The following is a 24,341-nucleotide window of genomic DNA, read 5'->3' as shown; positions in this document are numbered from 1 at the left end:
GCCGAACCTACTTGCCGAAGCGGAGCTTCCAGGGGGCCACCGCGGACTCCAGCTGCACGCCCAGGCTCATCTTCGACATGCCCTCGACCCGCTCCTCGAAGCGGATCGGCACCTCGGCGATCCGCATGCCCTGCCGGACCACCCGGTGGTTCATCTCGACCTGGAACGAGTAGCCGTTCGAGCGCACCGAGTCCAGGTCGACCCGGCGCAGCGCCTCGGCCTCCCACGCCTTGAAGCCGGCCGTGGCGTCCTTCACCTTCAGCTGGAGGATCGCGTTGACGTAGAAGTTCGCCCAGGCCGACAGCGCCTTGCGGTGCCACGGCCACTCCGAGGCGGTCGAGCCGCCCGGCACGTAGCGCGAGCCCAGCACCACCGAGGCGTCCGTCCCCGTCAGCTTCTCCACCATCGCCGGGACGGCGGTGTGCGGGTGCGACAGGTCGGCGTCCATCTGCACCACGATGTCGGCGCCGTCCTCCAGCGCCCGCGACATGCCCGCGATGTAGGCCCGGCCCAGGCCGTCCTTCTCGGTCCGGTGCAGCACCGAGACGGTGCCGCCCGACTCGGCCGCCAGCTTGTCCGCGACCTCGCCGGTCCCGTCCGGGGAGTTGTCGTCGACGACCAGCACGTGCAGGTTCTCCATACCGAGGTCGGCCAGCCGGCCGACCAGGACCGGCAGGTTCTCCCGTTCGTTGTAGGTCGGAACAACCACAACTACCTTCGGGTGGACCTCAGCCATGTTCTTCTTTCCTCGATGCCGTGCGAGCGGGATGCGGCAGTCTAGCGTTCCCGTCCGAACGCCCGTCCCCCGGGCCGTTCCGGCCCCGGCACCGGCCCTGGCGGGGGCTCCGGGAATCACCGGCCCCGGCCGTCCCGTTCAGCAGGCATGACCCGCACCGCACCGCGCCACCGTCCCGAACCGCTGCACTACGCCGCCTTCACCGCCGACCCGGCCGGCGGCAACCCCGCCGGGGTGGTGCTGGACGCGGCCCCGTTCACCGACGAGGAGCAACTCGCCCTCGCCGCCCGCCTCGGCTACTCCGAGACCGCCTTCCTCACCGCCGACCCCGACCGGCCGCGGGGCTACGCCGTCCGCTACTTCAGCCCGCTGGCCGAAGTCCCGTTCTGCGGCCACGCGACCATCGCCGCCGCGGTCGCCCTCGGCGAACGGCACGGCCCCGGCGAGTTCCTGTTCACCACCCAGGCCGGGCCGGTGCCGGTCACCGTCACGGGGAGCGCCGCGGACGGCTACCGGGCCACCCTGACCAGCGTCCCCGCGACGGTCGAGGACGCGGCGGAGGCCGACGTCGCCGAGGCGTTGGCCGCGCTGCGCTGGCGGGCGGAGGAGCTGGACCACCGGCTCCCGCCGCGGATCGCCTACGCCGGTGCGCGCCACCTGGTGCTCGCCGCGGCCACCCGGGCCCGGCTCGCCGACCTCGACTACGACTTCGACGCGCTCGCCGCGCTGATGCGGCGGCTCGACCTGACCACCCTCCAGCTGGTCTGGGAGCAGGACGCCGCCACCTACCACGTCCGCGACCCGTTCCCGGTGGGCGGCGTGGTCGAGGACCCGGCCACCGGCGCCGCCGCGGCGGCCTTCGGCGGCTACCTGCGCGAGCTGCGCGGCCTCACCGCCGCCCGCCTCACCCTCCACCAGGGCGAGGACCTCGGCCGCCCGGGCGTGCTCACCGTGGACCTGGTCGAGGGCGACGGCCGGGTCCGGGTCACCGGGCGGGCGGTGCCCATGGAGTAGCCGCTCGACGCCCCACCGGCCCCGGCCGCCCCGCCCGTTGACGCGGGTCGCCCCGCGTTGCCACACGTTGCCATAAGGGGAAGCTGGGGCTTCGGTAATCGTCACTTATCGTAGTCGACTGTTACACTGGGTGGGGCATCCGGGGGTCCGGGCCGGGGTGCCCGGCGCCGGAGCCCCCGGCGGGCGGCGAGGAGAGCGTGCGATGAGCGACCACACCCAGGACGTGGACCGGACCGACCCCGAGTACCGGGCCTGGCTCAAGGAGGCCGTCCGCCGCGTCCAGGCCGACGCCAACCGCTCCGCCGACACCCACCTGCTGCGCTTCCCGCTGCCCGCCGAGTGGGGCATCGACCTGTACCTCAAGGACGAGTCCACCCACCCCACCGGCAGCCTCAAGCACCGGCTGGCCCGTTCGCTGTTCCTGTACGGCCTGTGCAACGGCTGGATCCGGCCCGACGCCCCGGTCATCGAGGCGTCCAGCGGCTCCACCGCCGTCTCCGAGGCGTACTTCGCCCAGCTCATCGGCGTCCCCTTCGTCGCCGTGATGGCCCGCGGCACCAGCCGCGCCAAGATCGAACTGATCGAGTTCCACGGCGGCCGGTGTCACCTGGTCGACAACGCGGGCCAGGTCTACGCCGCCGCGGCCGAACTCGCCGCCGAGACCGGCGGCCACTACATGGACCAGTTCACCTACGCCGAGCGGGCCACCGACTGGCGCGGCAACAACAACATCGCCGAGTCGGTGTTCGCCCAGCTCCGCCTCGAACCCCACCCCGAACCGGCCTGGATTGTCGCCACCGCCGGCACCGGCGGCACCTCCGCGACCATCGCCCGCTACGTCCGCTACATGCAGTACGACACCCGGATCTGCGTCGCCGACCCGGAGAACTCCTGCTTCTTCGAGGGCTGGGTCCACCACGACCCCGACGCCCACTGCCCCACCGGCTCCCGGATCGAGGGCATCGGCCGCCCCCGGATGGAGCCCTCCTTCGTGCCCGGCGCGATCGACCGGATGATGAAGGTCCCCGACGCGGCCTCGATCGCCGCCGTCCACCTGCTGGCCGACCTCCTCGGCAAGAAGGCCGGCGCCTCCACCGGCACCGGCCTGTGGAGCGCGCTGCGGATCGTCGCCGAGATGCGCGCCGAGGGCCGCACCGGCAGCGTCGTCACGCTGATCTGCGACCCGGGCGACCGCTACCTCGACAAGTACTACTCGGACGGGTGGCTGGCCGCCGAGCACCTCGACCCCCGGCCGCACCGCGCCGCCCTGGAGGGGTTCCTCGCGGGCGGCGACTGGGCCGAGGGCTGAGGGGCGGGGGCCGGGGGGGGCGGAGGTCGGGGGCCGGGGGCCGAGGGCCGGAGGTCGGGGGCCGCGCGGGCGTCAGTCCCGCTTGCCGGTGCGCTCGGTGAGCAGCAGGGCGGCGGTGGCGACCACGAGGAGCGCGGTGGTGAAGTGGACGCCGAAGGCCGTCGCCGTGCTGCCGTGGTGCGCCAGGATGGTGGCGCAGTCGCCGAACGGGGTGACCGACTCCGCGAGCAGCGCCCAGCCGAGCGCCCGGCGGTGGCCGGTCAGCAGCAGGGCCAGCGGGACCAGGCCGGAGGCCACGTCCCGGACGCCCTTGAGGTTGCCGAACGCGGCGGCCCCGCCGTGCGGCCACTCCGGCAGGCCGAAACCGGAGGCGGTGCTCTCCGGGGCGACGAGGTAGGAGAGGCCGACGTAGCCGATGCCCAGCGCGACCAGGACCGTGCACACGGTGGCGAGGTGGACGCGCAGGCGGCTGCCGACCGGGGCGGCGGCGGTGAGGGCGTTCGCGGACATGGTGGTTCCCCCTGGGTGTGGTGTGAAGTGACGTCCACCGCTTCTTGGTTAGCGGCGCTAGCGACAGGATCGATGCTAGAATGGCGGTCGGCCGGATGTCTAGCGTCGCTAGGATTTCAATCGCGGCTATAGGCGAGGGCGGGGCCGGGTGCGGCCCGCGTGCCGGCGCCGTGCCAGCGGCGTGCCAGCGCCGTGCCAAGGGCCCCCGGGAGGGTGGGGGGATCGGCACGGATGTCCTGGAGGGCGTGATGGTGGAAGCGGTTCGTTCGGCCCGGCGGTGGTGGGCGCTGGGGGCGTTGGTGGTGACCGTGCTGGTGATCGGGCTGGACGGGACGATCATCAACGTGGCGCTGCCGACGCTGGCCCGGGACCTGGGGGCGGACAGCGCGGAACTGCTCTGGATCGGTGGCGGCTACCTGCTGGCGTTCAGCGTGGCGATGCTGCCGGTCGGGCGGATCGGGGACCGGCTCGGGCACAAGCGGGTGCTGACCGCGGGTGTCGGCCTGTTCGGCGCGGCCTCGCTGGCGGGGGCCTTCACCGGGTCCGCGGGCGGGGTGATCGCGGTGCGGACGGCGATGGGCCTCGGCGCGGCGATGATCATGCCGATCTCGATGGCATTGCTGTCGCGGATCTTCCCCAAGGAGGAGGTCCCCCGGGCCATCGCGGTCTGGACGGCCGCCGCCGCGCTGGGCATGCCCGCCGGGCCGGTGATCGGCGGCTGGCTGCTGGACCACTTCTGGTGGGGCTCGGTGTTCCTGTTCAACGTCCCGGTGGTGGCGGTCGCCCTGCTGGCGGGCACCCTGCTGCTGCCCGGCGACGGTCCGCGGGACCGGACCGGCACGGCGCCGTTCGACGGGCTCGGCACGGCCCTGGGCACGGTCGGCCTCACCGCGCTGGTCTACGGGACGATCCTGGTCCCGACCGACGGCTGGACCGACCCGGCGGTGCTGGGCGCGCTGGGCGCGGCGGCGGTGCTGCTGGCGCTGTTCGTGCGGCAGCAGCGCCGGGCCGCCGAACCGCTGGTCGACCTGGCGCTGTTCGCCGACCGCCGGTTCTCCTGGGGCACGCTGACGGCCGTGTTCGGCAACTTCACGGTGATGGGCATCCTGTTCGTGGTGCCGCAGTACCTGGAGACCGTCCAGGGGTACGACGCGTTCGGCACCGGCCTGCGGGTGCTGCCGCTGATCGGCGGGCTGATGGTGTCCGCCGCGCTGAGCGAGGGACTGGTGCCGCGGATCGGCGCCCGGGTGGTCGCCCCGGCCGGGCTGGTGGCGCTGGCCGTGGGCGTGTTCCTCGGCGCGGGTGCCGCGCCGGACAGCGGGTACGGGTTCACCGCGCTCTGGCTGGCGGTGGTCGGCGTCGGCTTCGGCCTGGTCGTCGTGCCGTCCACCAGCCTCGTGATGGCCTCCCTCCCGGAGGAGAGGACCGGCGTCGGCACCAGCCTGCTGGAGACGCTCCAGCAGGTCGGCGGCGTCCTCGGAGTCGCGGGCCTGGGCAGCCTGCTGAGCGCCGGCTACCTGGCCCGGATCGACGTGGACGCCCTGCCGGGACCCGCCGCCGCGACCGCCCGGGACTCGGTCGCGGGCGCCGACGAGGTCGCCGCACGCCTGCACGACCCCGCCCTGCTGGCCTCCGCGCACGGCGCCTTCGTCCACGGCATGAGCGGGGTCCTGACCGCCTGCGGCGCGGTCGCCCTGCTGGCCGCGGTCCTCGCCGCGCTGTTCCTCCCCGGCCGGACCGCGGCACCGGCGCCGGACACCACCGCCGACGGGACGGCACCCGCCCCGGTGTAGACCGCGCGCCGGGGCCGGGGGGCCCGCCGGCTCCTCCCCGGTGCGCGTGCGCGCCCGGCCGGACAGGGCCAGGCCCTGTCCGGCGGATCTTGCCGGACAGGCCCTAACCCAGCGGCACCGGCTCCGGGTGCGCCGGTTGGGATCGTTCGGCGTCGGAAGCACCGGAGGTCGCCGTGGCTGCGAGGCCGAGGAGGACGGCGGCCACCACGCCGGCGATGAACCAGCCGGACGGGCCGTTCTTGCCGAGGTGGGTGGCCAGGAGCGGGGTGGTGCCGCCCAGGACGGCGCTGGTCAGTGCGTAGGGGAGGCCGATGCCCAGGGCGCGTACGCGGGGCGGGAAGATCTCGGCGAGCAGGGCGGGCAGGACCGTGGTGACGCAGACCAGGTAGACCACGCCGCTGCCGTAGGCGAGTAGCAGACTGGTGAACCGGCCGGTCATGGCGAGGTAGGCCCAGGCGCCCCCGGTGGCGAAGAGCAGGCTCGCCACGACCAGCAGCCGCCGTGGCCCGACCCGGTCGGCGAGCAGGCCGATCGGCACCTGGAGCAGGATCATCGCGGCGGTGGCGCAGACCACGACCCAGAACATCGTCCCGTCCGGAGCCAGCCGCTGCCCCATCGCCGGTATCACCGAGGTCCAGGTGCTGCCGACGGTCGCCATCCCGGCCACCAGGAGGACGGAGCGCAGGACCTGCCGCCGGTGGGTGCGCAGGACCTCGCGCAGCGGGCTGCGGTCCTGACGGGAGCTCACCTCGCGCCGGAAGACCTCGCTCTCGGTGATCCGGCTCCGCAGCGCCAGCAGGACCAGCCCGAGCACGCCGCCGATCAGGAACGGCACCCGCCAGCCCCAGGTCTCCATCGCCCCGGGACCCACCAGGCCGGTCAGCATGCCGCCGAGCATCGCGGCGGTGAACGCGCCCGCGGCGGTGGTGAGCGAGAACAGGCTGCCGTAGAGGCCCCTGCGGCGGGGCGGGGCCAGTTCCATCAGGTACGCCGCCGCGGCGGGCCACTCACCGCCGGAGGAGATGCCCTGGGCGAGCCGGGCGCAGAGCAGCAGCACCGGGGCGAGGACCCCGGCCTGCCGGTACGTCGGGGCGCTCCCGATCAGGACCGAACCGGCCGTCATCAGGAGAATCGCCAGGAGCAGCGCCGGCTTGCGGCCCCGGCGGTCCGCCAGCCGGCCCAGCAGCACGCCGCCGAGCGGCCTGGCCAGCACGCCCACCCCGAGCACCGCGAAGGCACCCAGCAGCGAGGTGGTCGGATCGGCGGAGGGGAAGAACCGCTCCGCGAAGAGCGGGGCGAACAGACCGTACGCCAGCCAGTCGAAGGATTCCACGAAGTTCCCGACCACGGTCGCGGTGACGGCGCGGCGACGTAACCGCACGGCCTCGGGCGAAGGGGCGGGCAGCGGGTGGAGCGGGCCGGTCTCGGTGTGCGGCATGGGTGGGCTACTCCCGACGCGGACGATGTGAGGGCTCATGGTTCCGGGCCTCGCGTCCGCCGCCTACTCCTCGATTGCCCTCTCTCCCCGCCGCCGCGTCCACGCCCACCGGCCTCCGGTCCGCCTGGCGGCGGTCGCGCCAACGGCCTTCCCCAGCAGCGTACTTCGGCAGGTGCGGCTCCAGCCGCCCCCTCGTCGTTCGTCGGATCTCCCCGCCCCGTGAGCAGCACGACGATCCGACCGTCCGAAGGTCGCACGATCCGCCGGACACAACCTAGACGCGCAGCTCCGGGGGCTGGTGGCGGCCGTGGGCGTACGCGGTGGCGAAGGCGGTGGGGCCGAGGGCGCGGGTGGCGGCTTCGGTGGCGCGGGCGGCGTCGGGGCTGCGGGTGGGGCGGTAGCCGTGCAGGGTGTGGGCGGCGCCCAGGAGTTCGGCGGCGTGCCGGTGTGCGCCGCGGGCGGCGGCGAGTGCGGCCAGGCCCTCGGCGAGGACGGCCCGGGTGCGGCGGTGCGGGTCCTGGCGGAGGGCGGCCAGGGCCTCGGCGTGCCGGCGGGCGGCCTCGTCGAGGTCGTGCTGCTGTTCGGCGAGACAGCCGAGCCGGCTGTGCACCAGGGCCGCCGCCCGGCGCGGTTCGGCGCGGCCGGTCCGGGCGTCGAGCGACTCCAGGGCGTGCAGCAGCGGTGCGCGGGCCGCGACCAGGTCGCCGGAGCGGCGGGCGAGGTCGCTGAGGGCGAGCAGTCCGGCGGCGGCGTTCGCGGGTTCGCCGAGGCGTTCGGCGATGCCGACGGCCCGTTCGAGGTCCTGCCGCCCGCGCACCGGGTCGCCCGCCTCGGCCCGAGCCCGGCCCAACTGGACCAGCACCGGGGCGCAGTGGTCCGCTCCCGCCGTCTCCGCGCCCGTCCGGTACGCCTCCTCGCCGAGCCGGACGGCGGTCGGGCCGTCGCCGCGGATCAGGGCCAGTTCGAGCAGCCCGCCGATCGCCGCGTTGCGGGCCCACCGGTCGCCGATCCGCTCGAACGCCCGGTCGGCGCGCTCGAGGTGTTCGGTGGCGAGCTCCAACCGGCCCTCGTCCAGGGCGAGGTGGCCGAGCCCCAGGCGGGCCGCCGCCCGGACCCACGGGTCGGCGTGGCCGAGCAGTTCGCGCAGGCCGCGCAGGCCGGCCGGCCGGTCGTCCAGCAGCAGCGCGCAGCCGGGCCGGAGCAGGTGCAGCACCGGGTGGGCCGGCCGGTCCGGGACGGTCGCCAGGACCGTCGCCACGGCCTGCCGGACCGCCGCCGGACCGGGCTCCTCGGGGCCGCCCACGGTGCCCACCAGGACGGCGACGGTGGTGCACAGCGCGTGGGCGTCGGCCAGGCCCGGCGGGACCCGCCCGCCGACCAGCTCGCGGACGGCGAGCGCCCAGCCGCCGGCCTCGCCCGCGCGGTCACCGGTGATCCAGAACCAGACCAGCGCGCCCGCCAGCCGCAGCGCGCCCGCCGCGTCGCCCGCCGCGACCAGGTGGCCGAGCGCGGCGTGCAGGTTGTCCCGCTCCGCGTCCAGCCGTGCCGACCAGCGCACCTGCTCCGGGCCGCGCAGCTCCGGCTCGGCCCGCTCGGCCAGCGCCAGGAAGCACGCGGCGTGCGCGTCCGCCGTGCGGGCCGCCGCGCCGGACTCCGCCGACCTCTCGGCGGCGTACGCCCGGACGGTCTCCAGCAGCTGGTAGCGGACCTCGCCGCCCGCGCCGTCCTCCACCGCCCGCACCAGCGACTTGTCGATCAGCGCGGCGATCACCCCGATCACGTCCGCCCCCGGCGCCAGCGGCCCGCACACCCGCTCGGCGTGGACCGGCGTCGCCCCGCCCGCGAACACCGACAGGCCCGCCAGCACCGCGCGTTCGGCGTCCTCCAGCAGCTCCCAGCTCCAGTCGACCACCGCCCGCAGCGTCCGGTGCCGGGGCAGCGCCGCCCGGTCGCCGCCGGCCAGCAGCCGGAAGCGGTCGTCGAGCCGGTCCGCGATCTGCCGCAGCGTCAGCGACCTGGTGCGGGCCGCCGCCAGCTCGATCGCCAGCGGGATGCCGTCCAGCGCCCGGCAGATGTCCACCACCAGCGGCGCGCGGTCCGCGTCGACCCGGAAGCCCGGCCGGACCGCGGCGGCCCGGTCCGCGAACAGCCGCACGGCGGGGGAGCCGAGCACCGCGTCCGGGCCGGCCGCGGCCTCCGGGGCGAGCGGTGGCAGCGGCAGCGAGGGCACCGGGCACAGCGACTCGCCGGTCAGCCCGAGCGGCTCCCGGCTGGTGGCCAGCACCCGGACGTGCGGGGCCCGGGACAGCAGCCCGGCCGCCAACTCGGCCGCCCCGTCCAGCAGGTGCTCGCAGTTGTCCAGCACCAGCAGCAGCCGGCGGTGCTCCAGTGCCTCCGCCAGGCGCTCGACCGGCGGCGGCAGCACGCCCAGCGGCTCGCCCACCCGCAGCACGTCCGGGACGCCGACCGCCAGCAGCGCGGCCTGCGCCACCTCGGCGGACGAACCCACCGGCGCCAGCGGCACCAGCCACACCCCGTCCGGGTACCGGTCCGCCAGCTCCGCCGCGACCTCCACCGCCAGCCGGGTCTTGCCCGCCCCGCCGGGCCCGGTCAGCGTCACCAGCCTTGCCTTGCCGAGCAGTTCGCGCACCGCCGCCCGCTCCTGCTCGCGGCCGACGAAACTGGTCAGCGCCAGCGGCAGGTTGGAGCGGCGCGGCCCCGGCCCGGCGGCGGGCGCGGGCACGGGTACGGGCACGGCGGCGGGCTCGCCGCGCAGCAGCGCGAGGTGGAGCGCGGCCAGTTCGGCGGACGGGTCCACGCCGAGCTGCTCGGCCAGCTCGCGCCTGGTCCGCTCGTACCGCTCCAGCGCGGCCGCCCGCCGGCCGGAGGCCGCCAGGGCGCGCATCAGCAGGCCGTGCAGCCGTTCCCGGAGCGGGTGCGCGGCGGCCAGCCCCTCCAACTCGGCCACCAGGCCCCGGTGCAGGCCGAGCGCCAACTCGGCCTCCACCCGGTCCTCGACGGCCGCCAGCCGCAGCTCCTCCCAGCGCCGCGCCGCGCCGTCCGCGAACTCCGCACCGGCGAACTCTGCCAGCGCCGGACCGCGCCACAGCCCCAGCGCCCGCCGCAGCACCACCAGCCGCTCCGCCGGGGCGGCCGGCGCGCGGGCCACCGCCAGCAGCCGCTCGAACTCCACCGCGTCGACCTCGCCCGGCCCGCCCCCAGCCGGTAGCCGCCCGCCACCGCCACCACCACGTCCCGCCCGCCCAGGGCCCGCAGCCGCGACACCAGCGTCTGCAACGCGTTGCCCGGCGCGGCGGGCGGCGCCCCGCCCCAGAGGTCCTCCACCAGCCGTTCGGACGGCACGGCCCGACCCGCGTCCACCACCAGCCGCACCAGCAGCCCCCGCAGCCGCGCCCCCGCGACCTCCGACCCCCGGACCTCCAACGGGCCCAGCACACCGATCCGCACCCGGGACCACCCCCGCCGGCCAGTGTGCCAGCCCTCGCCCGCGGCCGTTCACCGGGGCGCGGCGCGCGGGCCGCCGCCGGGGCCCGCGCTCAGCGGCCGACGCGGGACCAGTCCAGGTCGCCCGCGCGGTCCAACTCGCTCAGCAGCACGCCCTGGAGGCGGTCCCAGACGCCGGTGTCCTGCCACTCGCGCAGGCGGCGCCAGCAGGTCATCCCGGAGCCGAAGCCCAGCTCCTGCGGCAGCCACTCCCACTGGATGCCGGTGTGCAGCACGAACAGGATGCCCTGCAGGCACCCCCGGTCGCCCAGTGACGGCCGTCCCGTCCCCGTCCGCCGCCGCACCGGCAGCAGCGGCTCTACCTCGTCCCACAGCTCGTCCGGCACCAGCCACGGCGGTCGCTTTCCCACGCCGGGCTCAACGAGCCGGCCGGCGATCGGACATGGGGTCAGCCCGGCAGGTCGGCCGGGACCAGGAGCTGGAGGTCCTCGGTGGTGGGGGAGGGGAGGTGGGCGACCCGGGAGGCGTGGCGTTCGACCATGGTCTCGAAGACCTGGCGGGCGGTGCGGCCGTTGCCGAAGCCGGCGCTGCGGTCGATGCCGGTGAAGTGGCGGAGCAGGGCGCTCTCGGTGGCGTCGGCGAGCCGGTACTCGTGCTCGGCGGCCTGGGCGCGGGCGATGTCGAGGAGCTCGCCGGCGGTGTAGTCGGGGAAGGTGACGGTGCGGGAGAAGCGCGAGGAGAGGCCGGGGTTGGCGGAGAGGAAGCGCTCCATCTCCGCGGTGTACCCGGCCACGATCACCACGACCGCGTCGCGGTGGTCCTCCATCAGCTTGACCAGGGTGTCGATCGCCTCCCGGCCGAAGTCCCGGCCGCCGTCCTCCGGGGCCAGCGCGTACGCCTCGTCGATGAACAGGACGCCGCCGCGGGCCCTGTCGAAGGCGGCGGCGGTGCGGATCGCGGTGGAGCCGATGTGCTCGCCGACCAGGTCGAGCCGGGCGACCTCGACCAGGTGGCCGCGCTGGAGGACCCCGAGGGAGGCCAGGATCTCGCCGTAGAGCCGGGCGACGGTGGTCTTGCCGGTGCCGGGGGAGCCGGTGAAGACCAGGTGGCGGCGCGGGGAGGGGGCCTTGAGCCCGGCCCGCTGGCGGGCCCGGCCGACCGAGATCAGGTCGATCAGGGTGCGCACCTCCTGCTTGACCGTGGCGAGGCCGACCAGGGCGTCGAGTTCGGCCAGCGCCACGTCCGCCGGGCGGCAGTCCGGGATCGGCCCGATCACGGCGGTGGCGGCGGCGGTGGCGGAGGTCTGCACCAGGGTGGCCAGCGGCGGGGCGGCCGGCCCGGGCACCGCCCCAACGGGCAGGGCGGGCAGGCCGGGTCCGGCGGGCAGGGCCGCCGTGGCCGGGGGCCCGAGCGGCGCCGCGTCGTCCGAGGTGCAGCCCTCGGCGACCGGCCCCGGCTCGGAGAACTCGAACCCGGCCCGGGCGTTGCGCTCGGCCCGGCAGCGGATCAGCCGGGTCCGGCAGCCGTCGATCACGTGGAAGCCGAAGCCACCCTGCGAGACCCGTACGGTGTCGAACTCGCCCCGGCCCTGCGCCGACACGTACACCCCGGCCTCGCTCGCGCCGCGCACGGTGCACTCGCGCAGCACCGGGTCGGCGCCCTTGGTGACGATCACGCCGGTCGCGACGTCCGAGATCTCGCAGTCGGTCAGCAGGCCGCCGGAGCCGTGGTCGCGGAACCACAGGCCGGTGCCCGCGCCCTGGATGCGGCAGCCCGACAGGTGCGCGGCGGCACCGCCGCTGACCGAGACGGCGGAGGAGCGGATGCCGCTGAACGAGCAGTCCCGGGCGGTCGCGGACGAGCCCTGGTCGAGCACGAACAGGGCGTCCGGGAGGTCGTCCAGGGCGCAGTCGGTGAGCTCCACGGCCGCGCCGTCGCTCACCCACAGCGCCGGGTAGTCGCCCTGCGCGGAGTGGAAGCGGCAGCCCTCGGCGACCACCCTGGTGCCGCCGTCCCAGACCGAGAGCGCGCCCCGGCCGAAGCCGTGCACGGTGACCTGGCGCAGCGTCAGCTTCGCGCCGCCGCGCAGGTCCGCCGCGTTCTCCGGCACCTCGTGCACCCGGCAGGAGGAGAGTTCGAGTTCGGCGCCGGTGTCCAGGCTCAGGCCGTTGCCGGAGACCCGGTGCACCGTGCAGTCGGTCAGCCGGCCCACCGCCTGCGCCTCGGCCTGCACGCCCGAGCCGCGCACCTCCGCGATCTCGCAGCCGATCAGCTCCGCCAGCGTCCCCGGGTCGGCCAGCAGGACGCCCGCCCCGCCGGCCCGCCGGACCTTGACCCGCTCGGCGCGCAGCCGGGAGCCGGTCAGCACCGCCAGGCCGCTCTGCCCGGCCGAGGTGATCTCGCAGTCCAGCAGTTCGGCCGGGACCGGGCGCGCAGCCGCACCCCGAGGCCGGTCGGGTTCTCCACCACGCAGTCCACCAGCCGGGCATCGGCGCCGTCGTCCAGCTCCACGCCCACCGCGGCGGCGGCCTCCACCCGGCACTCGGCCAGCACCGCGCCGTCCGCGCCCGCCAGCAGCACCGCCGGGGCGGAGCGGTCGGAGCCCTCCACCACCAGGCCGCGGACGGTGGCCGCGGCCGTCACGGTCAGCGCGGTGCCGCCGCGCACCGCGCTCTCCGGCGCGGGAGATCCGCACGCTGCCCGGCCCGTCCTCGGCCACCAGCGTCACCGCCCGGTCGACCAGCACCGCCTCGCGGAACGTCCCGGCGCGGAGCGTCAGGGTGTCGCCGGGCTCGGCGGCCTCCAGGGCCTCGCGGAGGGTGGCGTACTCCCCGCTGCGCCGGCGCCAACGCGAGGCGCTGTCCTGCGTGACCCGGACCCTGAGCTCACCCATGACGATCTGTCATCCCCGCCTTCGTCGGTCGCGTCGGTTGCGTCGGGACGCTGCGCGATCACCCCACCGTAGCGCGCGGGGCGTTCCCGGCGGACCGCCGTCCGGGTCCGGCGCCCGGTTCAACGACCGGGGCCGGGGGTGGTTCCGGGTGCACGCGGCTGACGGCGCGGGCGGGCGGCCCCGCGGCGGCGCGTCGGCGCCGGTCGGCGCCGGTCAGCGGCGGTCCGGCAGCGGCGCCGGCGTCTCCTCCAGCAGCTCCACCCGGTCGCCGACCGCCAGCGTCCCCAGCACCTCGGCGGGCCCGGCGGGCGGACCGGGACCAGGTTCTGGCCGAACACCAGCTTCTGGCCGAAGCGGTGGTGGCGGCCCAGCGCCCGCAGCGGCTCGGGGCCGCGCCGCTCGCCGGTCTCCTGGTCGGTGGTGGTCACCACGCAGCGCCCGCACGGCTTCGCCACCCGGAACTCCAGCCCGCCGACCCGGATTCGCCGCCAGCCGTCCTCGGCCCACGGCGCGGTGCCGGACACCACCAGGTTGGGGCGGAAGCGCTCCATCGGCAGCGCCGCGCCCTTGCGCGGGTCGTCCGGGTGGTCGGCGGCGATCCGGGCGTTCAGCTCGTCGAGCGAGGCGGTGGTGGTGAGCAGCAGCGGGAAGCCGTCGGCCATCGAGACGGTCTCGTCCGGGGCGGCGTACTTCGGGTTGATCGGGCGGCTGGTGGCCGGGCGGTCCAGGTGGACCAGCCGGACCTCGCCGAGCTTGGCGGGCAGCCGTTCGGCCAGCCAGGCGGAGGTGTCCTTGCCGGCCTCGGCGGCGGAGAAGCGGGTGCCGAAGACGCTGACGTCGGCCTCGGGGGCGCCGGCGGCGAGGCTGGGCGCGGGCAGGGTGTGGACGTCGCCGTCCGGGCCGGTCAGGGTGAGCGACGCGCCGTCGGCGGACGGGGCGGGCGGAACTGCCCGATCGCGGGCTCGTCGCGCTGGGTGAGGGCGGTGCCGTCGGCGCCGACCAGCATCCAGCGGCGGTCCCCGGCCAGGCCCCAGGGCTGCACCGCGGCGGACGGCGGGCTGAGCCGGTACATCGACTTGACGGGGTACAGGTGCAGGGCGGCGAGACGGGGCATGGCGCCCATCCTGCCAGGCGGGCGGGCCTTCGGCAGGCGGGTACGACGGTTCCCCGGGCCCCTGGCGGGGCACGGGGAACCGTGGCGGTGCGGGTCCGCCCCGGTGGGGTGCGCGGGCGGACGGTGGGGGAGAAAACGCTCCGTTGCGTGGTGACCTCGCCCCCGGAGGGGTTCTCAGCCTGCCTGCGGGTACTGCCGGTACTGCGGGTACTGCTGCGGGGCGGCCGCCGGGCGCAGGGTGGTGCCGCCGAAGGACTGGTCGCCGAACGACTGCTGCTGCGGGGCGGGCTGGGCGCCGAACTGCTGGGAGTTGAAGGTCGGCGTGAAGCTCTGCGGGGCCGCGGCGAAGCCGCCGGGGGCCTGCGGGGCCGGGTAGCCCTGCCCGGGCTGCGGTAGGCCGGGGCGGCCGGGCGCTGGCCGAAGCCCTGCGGGGCGCTCGCGTAGCCGGGCTGCGGGGGCTGCGGGGCGTTGGCGTAGCCGGGCTGGGCCGGGATGTACGGCGCCGGGGCCGGGGTGCTGCTCGGGCCGGGCCGAGGGCGAGACGGGCCGGGGCAGGGCGGGCAGGTTCGACTGGGAGGAGTCGGGACCGGTGCCGAAACCGCTGCCGTAGGCGGAGGACCAGGACGCGGCCGGGAGGGCCGGGGGCACGTTGATCGGTGCGATCTGCGGGATGCCGCGCTCTGCGACCAGGCTGTCGTAGATGGGCGTGCCGGAGGAGAAGGACGGAGGGGGTAGCCGACTCCGTCGTAGGAGCGGGGCGAGGTCATGGGGCATACCGTAAGCCCACAACGTGCCTGCTGAGGAGAGCGGAACGGCCTGGAGTTCAACTGTTTACAGACTCTTCGCTCGCCCGAATCGGGCAATGCCGTACAGAGTCGGGCGAATGGGCGTCCGGTTTCGGTCATCCGGGGTCCACCGGCCGTGCACCCCGCGCTCATCCGGGCCCGTCCGGGGCCGGACAAAAGCCACCGATCCGGTCAGCCGAAAGGCTGCGCCAAGGTTCCGTTAAGGCGCGGCGGCCCGGACCGCCGTCGGGAAGCGGTCCGGCCCGGACGGGGGAGCCGTCCGGGCCGGGGGTCGTGCGGAAGGGCGCTCAGCGGGCGGTCGCGCTCGCGACGGCCTGGGCGGGGAAGCCCGGTCGGCCGGCCAGTTCGGTGGTGCAGTGGGCGCACCGGGTCGCGGCGGCCGGGACGGTGCTGAGGCACTCGGGCAGTCGGCCTTGGCCACCGGGATGTCCTTGACCGGTAGAAGCGGTTCTGCAGCCTGCCGACGGGCACCACCACGGCGAAGTAGATCACCGCGGCGACCAGCACGAAGCTGATCAGCGCCTGGAGGAACGCGCCGTACGGGAAGGTGACGCCGGCGACGTCGAACGCCTCCTTGCTGAAGTCGCCGACCGCGCCGGAGGCGATGCCGATCAGCGGGGTCAGGAAGGCTGCGACGAAACCGGTGACGACGGCGGTGAAGGCGGCGCCGATGACGATGCCGACCGCGAGGTCGACCACGTTGCCGCGCAGCAGGAAGCTGCGGAATCCCTTGAACATGGCGGCCATCCTGGCGGGTCAACCTCCCCCCGGTCCAACCGAGTTCACCTGATCCGACTAATGCCCGAACCGCCTTGCGAGAGTCGATCGGACGGGCTCGGCGGCCGGGCCCGGCGGACCGCCTCGGCCGCGCGCCCGGTCCGGCTCGGCCGCGCGCCCGGACCGGCTCAGCCGCGCGCCGCGCCCGCCGCCAGCTCGGCCGCGAAGGGCTGGACGCGCACCACCGCGTCGGCGACCCGGCGGACCGTCGCGGCGTCCATGTGCGACCACAGCGGGACGGTCAGCACCGAGGCGGCCAGCCGGTCGGTGCGGGGCAGGCCGTCCGCCTGGCCGAGGTGGGCGTAGGCGCGCTGCCGGTGCACCGGCGGGAAGAAGTAGCGGCGGGTGTCGATGCCCTCGGCCCGCAGCGCGTCGGCCAGTTGGCGGTTGTCGAGGCCGAAGGCGTCCGGGTCCAGGATCAGTGTGAGGTCCTTGAAGGTCGAGGTGTCGCCCTCCTCCGGCAGGGCCAGCCGCAGGCCGGGCAGGCCCGCGGTGGCGCGGGCGAACTCGGCGACCAGCGCGCCCCGGTGGGCGACCCGCTCGGGCAGGCCGGCCAGCCAGGTCAGGCCGACCGCGGCGTGCAGCTCGCTCATCCGGGCGTTCAGACCGGGGAACAGGGTGTCGTAGTCGCCGGGGTTGCCGTAGTCGCGGGCGGTGCGCAGGGTCCGGGCGAGCGCGGCGTCCCGGGTGGCGACCAGGCCGCCCTCGCCGGCCACCGCGACCTTGGTCGGGCTCATCGAGAACACCTCGGCCAGGCCGAAGCCGCCCACCGGCACGCCGCGCCGCTTCGAGCCCAGGCCGTGCGCGGCGTCGTACACCAGCGGCAGCCCGGCCGCGTCGGCGACCCGCTGCAACTCCTCGGTCTGGCACGGCGTTCCGTACACGTGGGTGGCCATCAGCGCGGCGGGCGCGTCGGCGGCCTTCAGCCGGGCCTCGGCGTCGGCCGGGTCCAGGGTGATGTCCTCCTCCCGGGCCTCGGCGAACAGCGGGGTGCCGCCGGCCCAGTGCGCGGCGTGCGCGGTCGCCGAGAAGGTGAAGCCCGGCATCAGCACCGGCCGCCGCCCGTCCACCCCCGCGGCCTGGAGCACCAGCATCAGGCCGGCCGTGCAGTTGGAGACCGCCACCACGTGCGGCACCTGCATCAACTCGGCGGCCCGCTCCTCCAGTTCGCGCACCAGCGGGCCGTTGGTGAGCATCCCGGAGTCGAGCACCCCGGCGAGCCGCCCGAGCAGCGCCTCCCGGTCGGGCACCCGGACCCGGGTCAGCGGCAGGCCGTCGGGGAAGGCGGGCGCGCCGCCGAGGGCGGCGGGGCGGTTCTGGTCGGTCGTCATGAGGTCGAGCCCCCCTGGGTTCGGGACGGAGCCGGCGCGCCGACGGCGGCCGGGGGTTCGGGGCCCGGGCGGGCGGCGCCCACTGGCCGGGCTGGCGCGCCAGAGCGGCGGCCGGCGGCGGCGCACCGGCCCGGCCGCGGCCGGCCGGGGGATCGCCAGCAGCACCAGGACCAGCGGCAGCACCTGCACCCGCTCGCGGGACAGGATGCCCATGTTGTTGATGGTCGAGAACGCCCAGCAGAACAGCAGCGCGTACACCACGGTGAAGGCCACGTAGGAGCGCTGGACGAACAGCCGCGGAATCCGGGCCAGTTGCGGCCAGGCCCGGATGAACATCACCAGCAGCGCGAAGCACTCCACCGACTGGATCAGGTTCTGTACGTTCGACGCCTCGAACGGGAACGGCCGGAACAGCACGCTGACCACCGACATCGGCAGCTTGAGCGGGTTGAGGCTGAACGCGGGCGCCGGCTCGTCCGCGGTCGCCGCGTTGATCACCGAGTCGCCCTGCGAGGTGCGCCGCGAGGTCTCCGACAGCACCTGGTTGACGGCGTCCCCGCCGGTGCCGCTGGTGCCGAAGAAGGTCGACACCTGCTGGAGCATCAGCATCACGCCCACCGCCAGCACCGCCGCCGTCAGCACCGTGCGCAGCGGCCCCAGCGCCGACACCTGCCGCGGCCGCTTGCGCAGCAGGTACGCCACGCTCAGGCCGGCCCCCGCCAGCACCGTCACGTGCGGGCGCACCATCGCGGTGCCCAGCGAGCCCAACGCGATGCAGGCGAACGCCCCGAACCGCCGGTCCAGCAGCCGGGCCACCCCGTACGTGGTCAGGCCCAGGCAGAACATCATCCAGGCGTCCTTGCCGATGCTGGACGGCCAGAACAGCAGCGAGGGCAGGAAGAACACCAGCTTCGCGTAGCGCCGGGAGTCGGCCTCCGGGAAGGCGATCTGGAGCGCCCGCCAGAAGAACAGCAGCCCCCAGAAGCCGATCCAGGAGAACACCAGGAAGCCGCCGACCAGGGTCGGCCCGGTGACCGCGTAGACCACGCCGGTCACGATGATCACGAAGCCGGTGCCCGCGACCTTCATCCCCAGGTCGTAGTGCAGCCCGGCGGAGAGGTCGGCGGTGGTCAGGTACCGGGCCAGCTCGGAGCCCTTCTGGTCGTACATCTTGGCGTCCGCCGCGCCGCCGTACAGCACGAACGCCATCAGGTAGCGCGGGAAGGCGCAGGCCAGCTTCGCCGCCATCGCCACCATCAGCAGCTTGAACACCCCGCGCTCCGGGTTGCCCGCCGCCACCCGGGCCAGCACCGGCGTGCCGATCGCCATCAGCGCGGGCGCCACCAGCAGCGCCCCCCAGGTGTCGTACGTGGTGTGCACCATCGCCAGCACGAAGACCGTGACGTAGCCGAGCACCACCGCCCAGGCCAGTGCCGCCGGCCGGCCGCGCCGCAGCACCGCGCCCAGCCGGGCCGGCGGGCGGGGCGGCGGCGCGGACGCCGGTGGGCGGGGGCGGCGGCGGACGGGGCCGCCATCAGAAGACCTCCAGGTCGCCGAGGCTGAACCGCCAGTCGGCCAGCGTGCGTCCGGCCGGCAGCGGGCCGGTCGGGGTGCGGGCGGCCAGCACCATGCCGGTGCGCGGCGCCCGCACGCAGCCCGCCCGCAGCCCGGCCGCGGCGGCCTCGGTGCCGGGGGACAGGTGGGTCGCCGCGTGGTCGCAGCCCGCGTCGGCCGCCGCGCGCAGCAGCCGCCCGGCGGCGGCCCGGTCGCCCGGGCGGACGATCAGCTCGGACAGCGTGAACTCGGCCAGCGGGCCGCGCCGCCGGGGCCGCCCGAACGCCACCCCGACCAGCTCGCCGCCCCGCTCCACGGTCGCCACCCGGTAGTCCAGGCCCGGGGCCGCCCCGTACCGCCAGGCCAGGTAGCCGGCGGTGCGGACGGTGTGCAGCCGCGGATCGGCCGCGTCCGCCCGGGCCCGCTCGGCCAGCAGCTCCGCGAGCCGGGCGTCCGGGGCGGCCAGCCACCCGGCGGCGGACGGCAGTGCGCAGCGCGGCGGCCCCGCCGGGCCGGGGCGGCGGGCCAGCGCCGACCGGGCGCCCCGGGCGAACGACACCGGCCGGGCCACCCGCAGCGCCACCGGCACCCGGCCCAGCTCCCGCCAGCCCATCCGCAGGTAGCCCGGCAGGCTGTTGCCGTTCGGCGTGTTGAACACCAGCTCGGCCTCGCCGGAGACCTCCGCCAGCAGCTCGGTGGTCAGCCGGCGGAAGATCCCGCGCCCCCGGAAGTCCGGGTGGGTCGCGGTGTCCACCGGGCGCACCGCCCGCACCGTCCGCCCGTCGCCGCCGCGCCACTCCCAGCGCAGGAACAGCCGCACCCCCGCGATCCGCCCGTCCGCCGCGACCGCGACCAGGCCCGGGCTCGCCCCGAACGGGCCGTCCCGGTGCTTCCAGTCGAAGAACTCCGCGCTGCGCCGCCCGGTCGGGCCGCCCGCCAGCGAAGCCGTCAACAGCTCCAGCACCGCCGGCACGTCCCCCGGCTCCAGCCGGCGGTACGTCAGTCCACCACCCACGTCGTGCTCCGCCCCCACCCGTCGGTTCAGTTCGCCAGGACCCGGGCGTACACCCGCTCGACCGCCCGCTGCGCGCCCGCCACGTCGAAGGACTCCGCGCGCCTGCGGGCCGCCGCGCCCATCCGCTCCCGCGGGCCCGGACCGGCCAGCTCGCCCAGCGCGGCGGCCAGCGCCGCCGGGTCGCCCGGCGGCACCAGCCGGCCCTCCACGCCGTCGTCCAGGATCTCCGGCACGCCGCCGACCCCGGTCACCACCGACGGCAGCCCCGAGGCCATCGCCTCCATCAGCGCCACCGGCAGGCCCTCCTGACGCGAGCTCAGGCAGAACACGTCCCAGCCCGGCAGCAGCTCCGGCACGTCCGCGCGCGTCCCCGCGAACAGCACGCCGTCGCCCGCCCGGGCCCTCAACTCGGCCTCCAGCGGCCCCGATCCGACCAGCACCAGCCGGGCGTCCGGCTCCCGCCCGCGCAGCAGCGCGAACGCCGCCAGCAGCGTCGCCTGGTCCTTCTTCGCGGTCAGGTTGCCGACCGTGCCGACCACCAGCGCCTCCGGCGGCAGCCCGAGCCGCTCCCGGGCCGCCCGCCGCGCCGCCGGCCCGGACGGCGCGCCGCCCAGGTCCGGGCCGTGGTGCACCACCGACAGCCACCCGTCCGCCCGCCGCCGCCCGATGCCCGCCGCCACCGCGTGCGACACCGCGATCACCGCGTCGTTGCGCCGGTAGGTGAGCGCGTTCGCCCAGCGGGTCGGCAGCCGGTAGCGCTCCCACAGGTTGTGCTCGGTGTGCACCAGCCGGGGCCGGGGCCCGGCGGGCCGCAGCAGCCGGGCCGCCACCGCGGGCACCGGCATGTGGGTGTGCACCAGGTCGTAGCGGCGCTCCGCCAGCAGCCGCCGCAGCCGCAGCGGCCAGCGCCGCCCCGGCGCGCCGCCCAGGCAGTGCACCGGCACGCCCGCCGCCGCCAGCGCCGGCACCAGCGCGTCCTTGTGCGGCAGCACGTACGCCACCTCGATCTCATAGCGCTCCCGGTCCGCGTGGCGCACGCAGTTCACCAGCAGCTGCTCCGCGCCGCCCCGGCCCAGGCCCTTGGCCAGCCAGAGCACCTTCGTCCGCCGCCCGCTCACCGCTCCTCGCCCAGCCGCAGCTGCAGGGTGGTCTCCACCGGCTCCTCCGGCGGCAGCTCCGCCGGGCGGCGGCCCCAGCTCGCCGCCCCGTCCCGCCGCGAGCCCTCGCCGGACCCGTACACCGCCCCGTCCCGTCGGGCACCGCCCTCGCCGGACCCGTACACCGGCTCGCCGCGCCGGGTGTCCGCCGCCCGCTGGTGCTCGGGCCGGTGCGGCCCGTCCGGCCGGGGCCCGGTGCGCCGCGGCTCCGGCCGGGGCTCGGCCCGCCCGACCTGCCCGGCCGCCGCCGGGCGCGGCAGCTCCGGTCGGGACGGCAGCGGGCCCAGCGGCGGCCGGCCGCCCAGCCGGCCCGGCAGCCGCAGCGAGCGGTTGCGCCGCCCGGTGGCGACCTCGGTGCCCAGCAGCGCCACCCCCGCCACCGGCACGCCGGTGCGGGCCAGCAGCTCGGAGACCCGGTCGGCCTCCTCCGGGCGGACGTTGCCCGCCATCACCGTGACCAGCACCGCGTCCGCGTGCTGCACCAGGTCGTACGCGTCGTTGGCGTGCAGCAGCGGCGAGGAGTCGATCAGCACCACGTCGGCGTGCCGCCGGGCCAGCGCCAGCACCTCCCCGGCGCGCAGCACCAGCGCCGCCGGGTACGCGGTGGCGTGGCCGCCCGCGATCATCGCCACGTTCGGCACCCGGGTCGGGCGGATCAGGTCCACCAGGTCGGTCAGCTGCTCGCCGGAGAGCAGCTCCGCCATGCCCGGTCCCTCGTCCATCCCGAACCGCGCGTTCAGCTCCGGCTGCCGGAAGTCGCAGTCCAGCACCAGCACCTGACGGCCGGTCTCGGCCAGCGCCGCCGCCAGGTTCGCCACCGTGGTGGTCCGCCCGTCGCCCGAGCGGCCCGACATCACCAGCACCACCGGCGCCGGCTCCACCGCCCGCCGCACCCGCCGGTCGTCGTGGTCCAGGCCGCCCTGGCCGAGCTGGGAGGAGAGCGCCTCCGGGCCGGTCAGCAGCAGCGTCGAGCGCAGCGAGCGGAACGCCTCGGTCGCCGGGTCCTCCGGACGGGCCGTCACCAGCGGCTCGCGCAGCCGCCGCAGCCGCCGCGACAGGCGCGGGATCTCGCCGATCACCGGCAGGTTGAACGCCTCCTCGGTGCCGTCCCGGGTGCGCAGCCGGGTGTCCATCCGGGACAGCATCAGCGCCGCCACCACGCCCAGCGCCAGGCCCAGCACCACCGCCAGGGACAGCCGCACCCCGCGGGTCGGCGAGGTCAGCAGGCTGCCGCCGAGCTCCTTGGCGTCGATCGAGCCCCACTGCTGGATCGCGTCGGTCTGGCTGTAGTTCTGCAGGTCGGCGATGGCCCCGAGGGTCTTGGTCAGCGCCGCCGTCGCCGTCGACAGCTGCGGCTGCAGCTTGGCCTGATCGCTCGCGTTGGCCTTGCTGAACGACTTCTGCAGGTCGTCGAGCTGCGACTGCTGGGCGTCCGCCTGGGTGCGCAGCCGCTTGATCGACTCGTCGGCGCTGCGGCGCGACTCCTGGGCGTAGCCGGTGATGGTCGCCTCCGACAGCGCCGCCGCCAGGTCCGCGCAGGTCTGCTGGGTGGGGCCGGTGGTGGTGAACAGCAGCATCTGGGTGGACTCCGCCGCCACCGTCCGGCGCGCCGTCAGCGCCGCCACGTCGGTGAGGTGCAGCTTCTGCGCCGCCGCCGTGGTCACCGCCGAACCCTGGGCGTACGACAGCACCTGGTCGGCGCGCACGGTGTCCGCCGCGCCGGCCACCGGCGTGATCGCCACCTTGCACTGCCACTTGCCGTTGTCCACGGCGTCACCGGCGGGCGTCAGCAGGAAACCCACGACCAGCGAGGCCGCCGTGCAGGCGGCCAGCAGCCGCCAGTACCGTCGCAGAACGGTGAACAGATTTGCCGGTTCCACCGGTTGGTTCCCCTCGCCTCGTCACGGTGCACACGCGCCCACGGCCGCACCCGCCCCCCGCGGGCGGCGCGCATCGATGCGGCCGGTCCGGCCACCCCGGACCTCGGATTCCCCGGGAACGGCATCGGGCCCGGGCCCGGTACGCGCCCCCGGCTGCGGCGGAAGGAAAGTCGAACGCACGAGGCCGCCCCCACGGCCCTCCCCTGCGCCCGATGCTTCCCGCCCCGGACCTGCGGCGCAAGCACTTTGGCCATACTGACACCTGGTGCGGGGCTGATTCCGGACGCCCGCACCCGAACTGACGTGCAGTCATCAAACGCCCGGACCCGCCCCCGGCCGCCCGGCCGACCACCCGACCGCCGCGGTCGGTGGCCGAACCGCCCGCCCCCCGTCAGGCCAGTGCGCGCCCGTAGAACTCCACCATCCGCGCCGACACCCGCTCCAGCGTGTACCCCGCCAGGAAGCGCGCCCGGGCCGCCTCCGCCCGCGCCAGCGCCTCCCCGCGCTCCTCCAGCGCCCGCACCAGCGCGTCCGCCAGCGCGTCCGGCCGCTGCGGCGGCACCAGCAGCGCGCACCCCTCCGACCCCACCGTCTCGCGCAGCGCCGGCACGTCCGCGCACACCAGCGGCACGCCCACGCCCATCGCCTCCAGCGCCGCGCTGCCCAACCCCTCCCAGCGCGAGGGCACCGCGCACACCTCCACCGCCGCCATCAGGTCGAACACGTCGTCCCGCGCCCCCAGGAACCGCACACCCCCCGTCTCCGCCGCCAACCCCTCCAGCCGCGCCGTCTCCGCCCCCGGCTGCCCGCCAGCAGCAGCACCGCGTCCGGCCGCGCCGCCCGCACCCGCGGCCACGCCGACACCAGCACGTCCAGGCCCTTCTGGTACTGCTGCCGGGCCGCCGCCAGCACCACCGGCACCCCCTCGGCCAACCCCAGCGACTTCCGGACCTCCGCCCGCCGCTCCGCCGTCACCCGCCCCAGCAGCCGCGGGTCCCGGCCGCGCGGCACCACGTCGATCCGCCGCCGCGACACCCGCAGCCGGGCCGCCATCACCTCCGCGACGTGCTCGGTCAACGCGTGGAACCGCCGCACCCCCTGCGCCGTCACCGCGTCCACCGCCTGCGCCGCCCGCACCTTCCACGGGCGCAACCCGCGCGCGTGCAGGTGCTCCGGCCCGTACGCCGAGTTCACCAGGCTCGACACCACCGGCACCCGCACCGCGAACGCCGCCGCCCGGCCCAGCACGTCCGACTCGTACAGCGTGGTGTGCACCAGGTCCGGCCGCAGCCGGCGGAACTCCGCCCGCAACCCCGCCACCCGCGCCCCCCGCGAACCCCCCGCCACCGGACGCACCCCGGCGCCCGCCGCCCGCAACTCCTCCTGGAACCCGCCCGGCGACTCCTTCAGGAACGCCACGTGCAGCTCCACCCCGGACCGCACCAGCGACGGGGCCATCGCCACCAGCCCCTGCTCCGCCCCGCCCACCCGGCTCACACTGTCGATCACGTACACCACGCGCACCGCGCCAACCCCCTCGCCCGGGCCA

General features: G+C 76.3%; 16 protein-coding genes and 3 pseudogenes. 3 read left to right on the top strand and 16 right to left on the bottom strand.

Annotated elements, in window-relative coordinates:
* Nucleotides 1-7 precede the first annotated feature (7 nt).
* A complete protein-coding gene (locus tag QMQ26_RS07760) occupies nt 8-736 on the bottom strand; it encodes a polyprenol monophosphomannose synthase (protein ID WP_282205198.1) in 729 nt (242 codons plus the stop codon).
* Nucleotides 737-883: 147 nt separating this feature from the next.
* Between QMQ26_RS07760 and QMQ26_RS07755 the strand changes: the two genes are divergently transcribed.
* Nucleotides 884-1,750, top strand: coding sequence for a PhzF family phenazine biosynthesis protein (locus tag QMQ26_RS07755; protein WP_282205197.1), 867 nt, complete (start codon nt 884-886; stop codon nt 1,748-1,750).
* A gap of 202 nt (nt 1,751-1,952) precedes the next feature.
* Nucleotides 1,953-3,059 (top strand): PLP-dependent cysteine synthase family protein, encoded by a 1,107-nt coding sequence (locus tag QMQ26_RS07750; RefSeq protein WP_282205196.1) that lies wholly within the window; start codon nt 1,953-1,955, stop codon nt 3,057-3,059.
* Between the two features lie 72 nt (nt 3,060-3,131).
* Here the strand turns inward: QMQ26_RS07750 and QMQ26_RS07745 are convergent, their stop codons facing one another.
* On the bottom strand, nt 3,132-3,569 hold the full coding sequence (locus QMQ26_RS07745; RefSeq protein ID WP_282205195.1) for a DUF4267 domain-containing protein: 438 nt from the start codon (nt 3,567-3,569) through the stop codon (nt 3,132-3,134).
* Between the two features lie 248 nt (nt 3,570-3,817).
* Here QMQ26_RS07745 and QMQ26_RS07740 point away from each other — a divergent pair, with 248 nt between their 5' ends.
* Entirely contained in the window at nt 3,818-5,362 is a 1,545-nt protein-coding gene (locus tag QMQ26_RS07740) for an MFS transporter (RefSeq protein WP_282205194.1), read from the top strand.
* A gap of 103 nt (nt 5,363-5,465) precedes the next feature.
* Here QMQ26_RS07740 and QMQ26_RS07735 read toward each other — a convergent pair whose 3' ends face one another.
* The 14 genes and pseudogenes from QMQ26_RS07735 to QMQ26_RS07675 form a co-directional block, all read right to left on the bottom strand.
* Nucleotides 5,466-6,800 (bottom strand): MFS transporter, encoded by a 1,335-nt coding sequence (locus QMQ26_RS07735; protein WP_282205193.1) that lies wholly within the window; start codon nt 6,798-6,800, stop codon nt 5,466-5,468.
* Between the two features lie 274 nt (nt 6,801-7,074).
* Nucleotides 7,075-9,993, bottom strand: coding sequence for an ATP-binding protein (locus QMQ26_RS07730; RefSeq protein ID WP_282205192.1), 2,919 nt, complete (start codon nt 9,991-9,993; stop codon nt 7,075-7,077).
* A 376-nt stretch (nt 9,994-10,369) separates the two neighbouring features.
* Nucleotides 10,370-10,675 (bottom strand): annotated as a pseudogene (locus tag QMQ26_RS07725) (transposase); the annotation flags it as partial.
* A 38-nt stretch (nt 10,676-10,713) separates the two neighbouring features.
* Nucleotides 10,714-13,158, bottom strand: a pseudogene (locus QMQ26_RS07720) (right-handed parallel beta-helix repeat-containing protein).
* 119 nt (nt 13,159-13,277) lie between these two features.
* Nucleotides 13,278-13,820 (bottom strand): MOSC domain-containing protein, encoded by a 543-nt coding sequence (locus QMQ26_RS38200; RefSeq protein WP_404814087.1) that lies wholly within the window; start codon nt 13,818-13,820, stop codon nt 13,278-13,280.
* Nucleotides 13,821-14,062: 242 nt separating this feature from the next.
* Nucleotides 14,063-14,272: an MOSC N-terminal beta barrel domain-containing protein gene (locus QMQ26_RS38195; protein WP_404814086.1), complete on the bottom strand. Its 210-nt coding sequence runs from the start codon at nt 14,270-14,272 to the stop codon at nt 14,063-14,065.
* Nucleotides 14,273-14,446: 174 nt separating this feature from the next.
* A complete protein-coding gene (locus QMQ26_RS07710; protein ID WP_282206728.1) occupies nt 14,447-15,046 on the bottom strand; it encodes a DUF6643 family protein in 600 nt (199 codons plus the stop codon).
* 319 nt (nt 15,047-15,365) lie between these two features.
* Nucleotides 15,366-15,816: pseudogene (gene mscL, locus QMQ26_RS07705) on the bottom strand (large conductance mechanosensitive channel protein MscL).
* Nucleotides 15,817-15,983: 167 nt separating this feature from the next.
* Nucleotides 15,984-18,644 (bottom strand): DegT/DnrJ/EryC1/StrS family aminotransferase, encoded by a 2,661-nt coding sequence (locus QMQ26_RS07700; protein WP_282205191.1) that lies wholly within the window; start codon nt 18,642-18,644, stop codon nt 15,984-15,986.
* Between the two features lie 76 nt (nt 18,645-18,720).
* Entirely contained in the window at nt 18,721-19,755 is a 1,035-nt protein-coding gene (locus tag QMQ26_RS07695) for a GNAT family N-acetyltransferase (RefSeq protein ID WP_282205190.1), read from the bottom strand.
* A 26-nt stretch (nt 19,756-19,781) separates the two neighbouring features.
* A complete protein-coding gene (locus QMQ26_RS07690; protein WP_282205189.1) occupies nt 19,782-20,873 on the bottom strand; it encodes a glycosyltransferase in 1,092 nt (363 codons plus the stop codon).
* A complete protein-coding gene (locus tag QMQ26_RS07685; RefSeq protein ID WP_282205188.1) occupies nt 20,870-22,792 on the bottom strand; it encodes a polysaccharide biosynthesis tyrosine autokinase in 1,923 nt (640 codons plus the stop codon). Before QMQ26_RS07685 ends, QMQ26_RS07690 begins: the two co-directional genes overlap by 4 nt.
* Nucleotides 22,793-23,183: 391 nt before the next feature.
* Nucleotides 23,184-23,543, bottom strand: coding sequence for a glycosyltransferase family 4 protein (locus tag QMQ26_RS07680; protein WP_282205187.1), 360 nt, complete (start codon nt 23,541-23,543; stop codon nt 23,184-23,186).
* The gene (locus QMQ26_RS07675) at nt 23,504-24,301 is read right to left on the bottom strand and encodes a glycosyltransferase (protein WP_282205186.1); all 798 of its coding nucleotides are present in this window, start codon (nt 24,299-24,301) and stop codon (nt 23,504-23,506) included. Before QMQ26_RS07675 ends, QMQ26_RS07680 begins: the two co-directional genes overlap by 40 nt.
* Between the last annotated feature and the right edge of the window lie 40 nt (nt 24,302-24,341).

Origin of the sequence: Kitasatospora fiedleri, from assembly GCF_948472415.1 — a bacterium.
Taxonomy (GTDB): domain Bacteria; phylum Actinomycetota; class Actinomycetes; order Streptomycetales; family Streptomycetaceae; genus Kitasatospora; species Kitasatospora fiedleri.
This window is presented reverse-complemented; position numbering and strand designations above follow the sequence as displayed.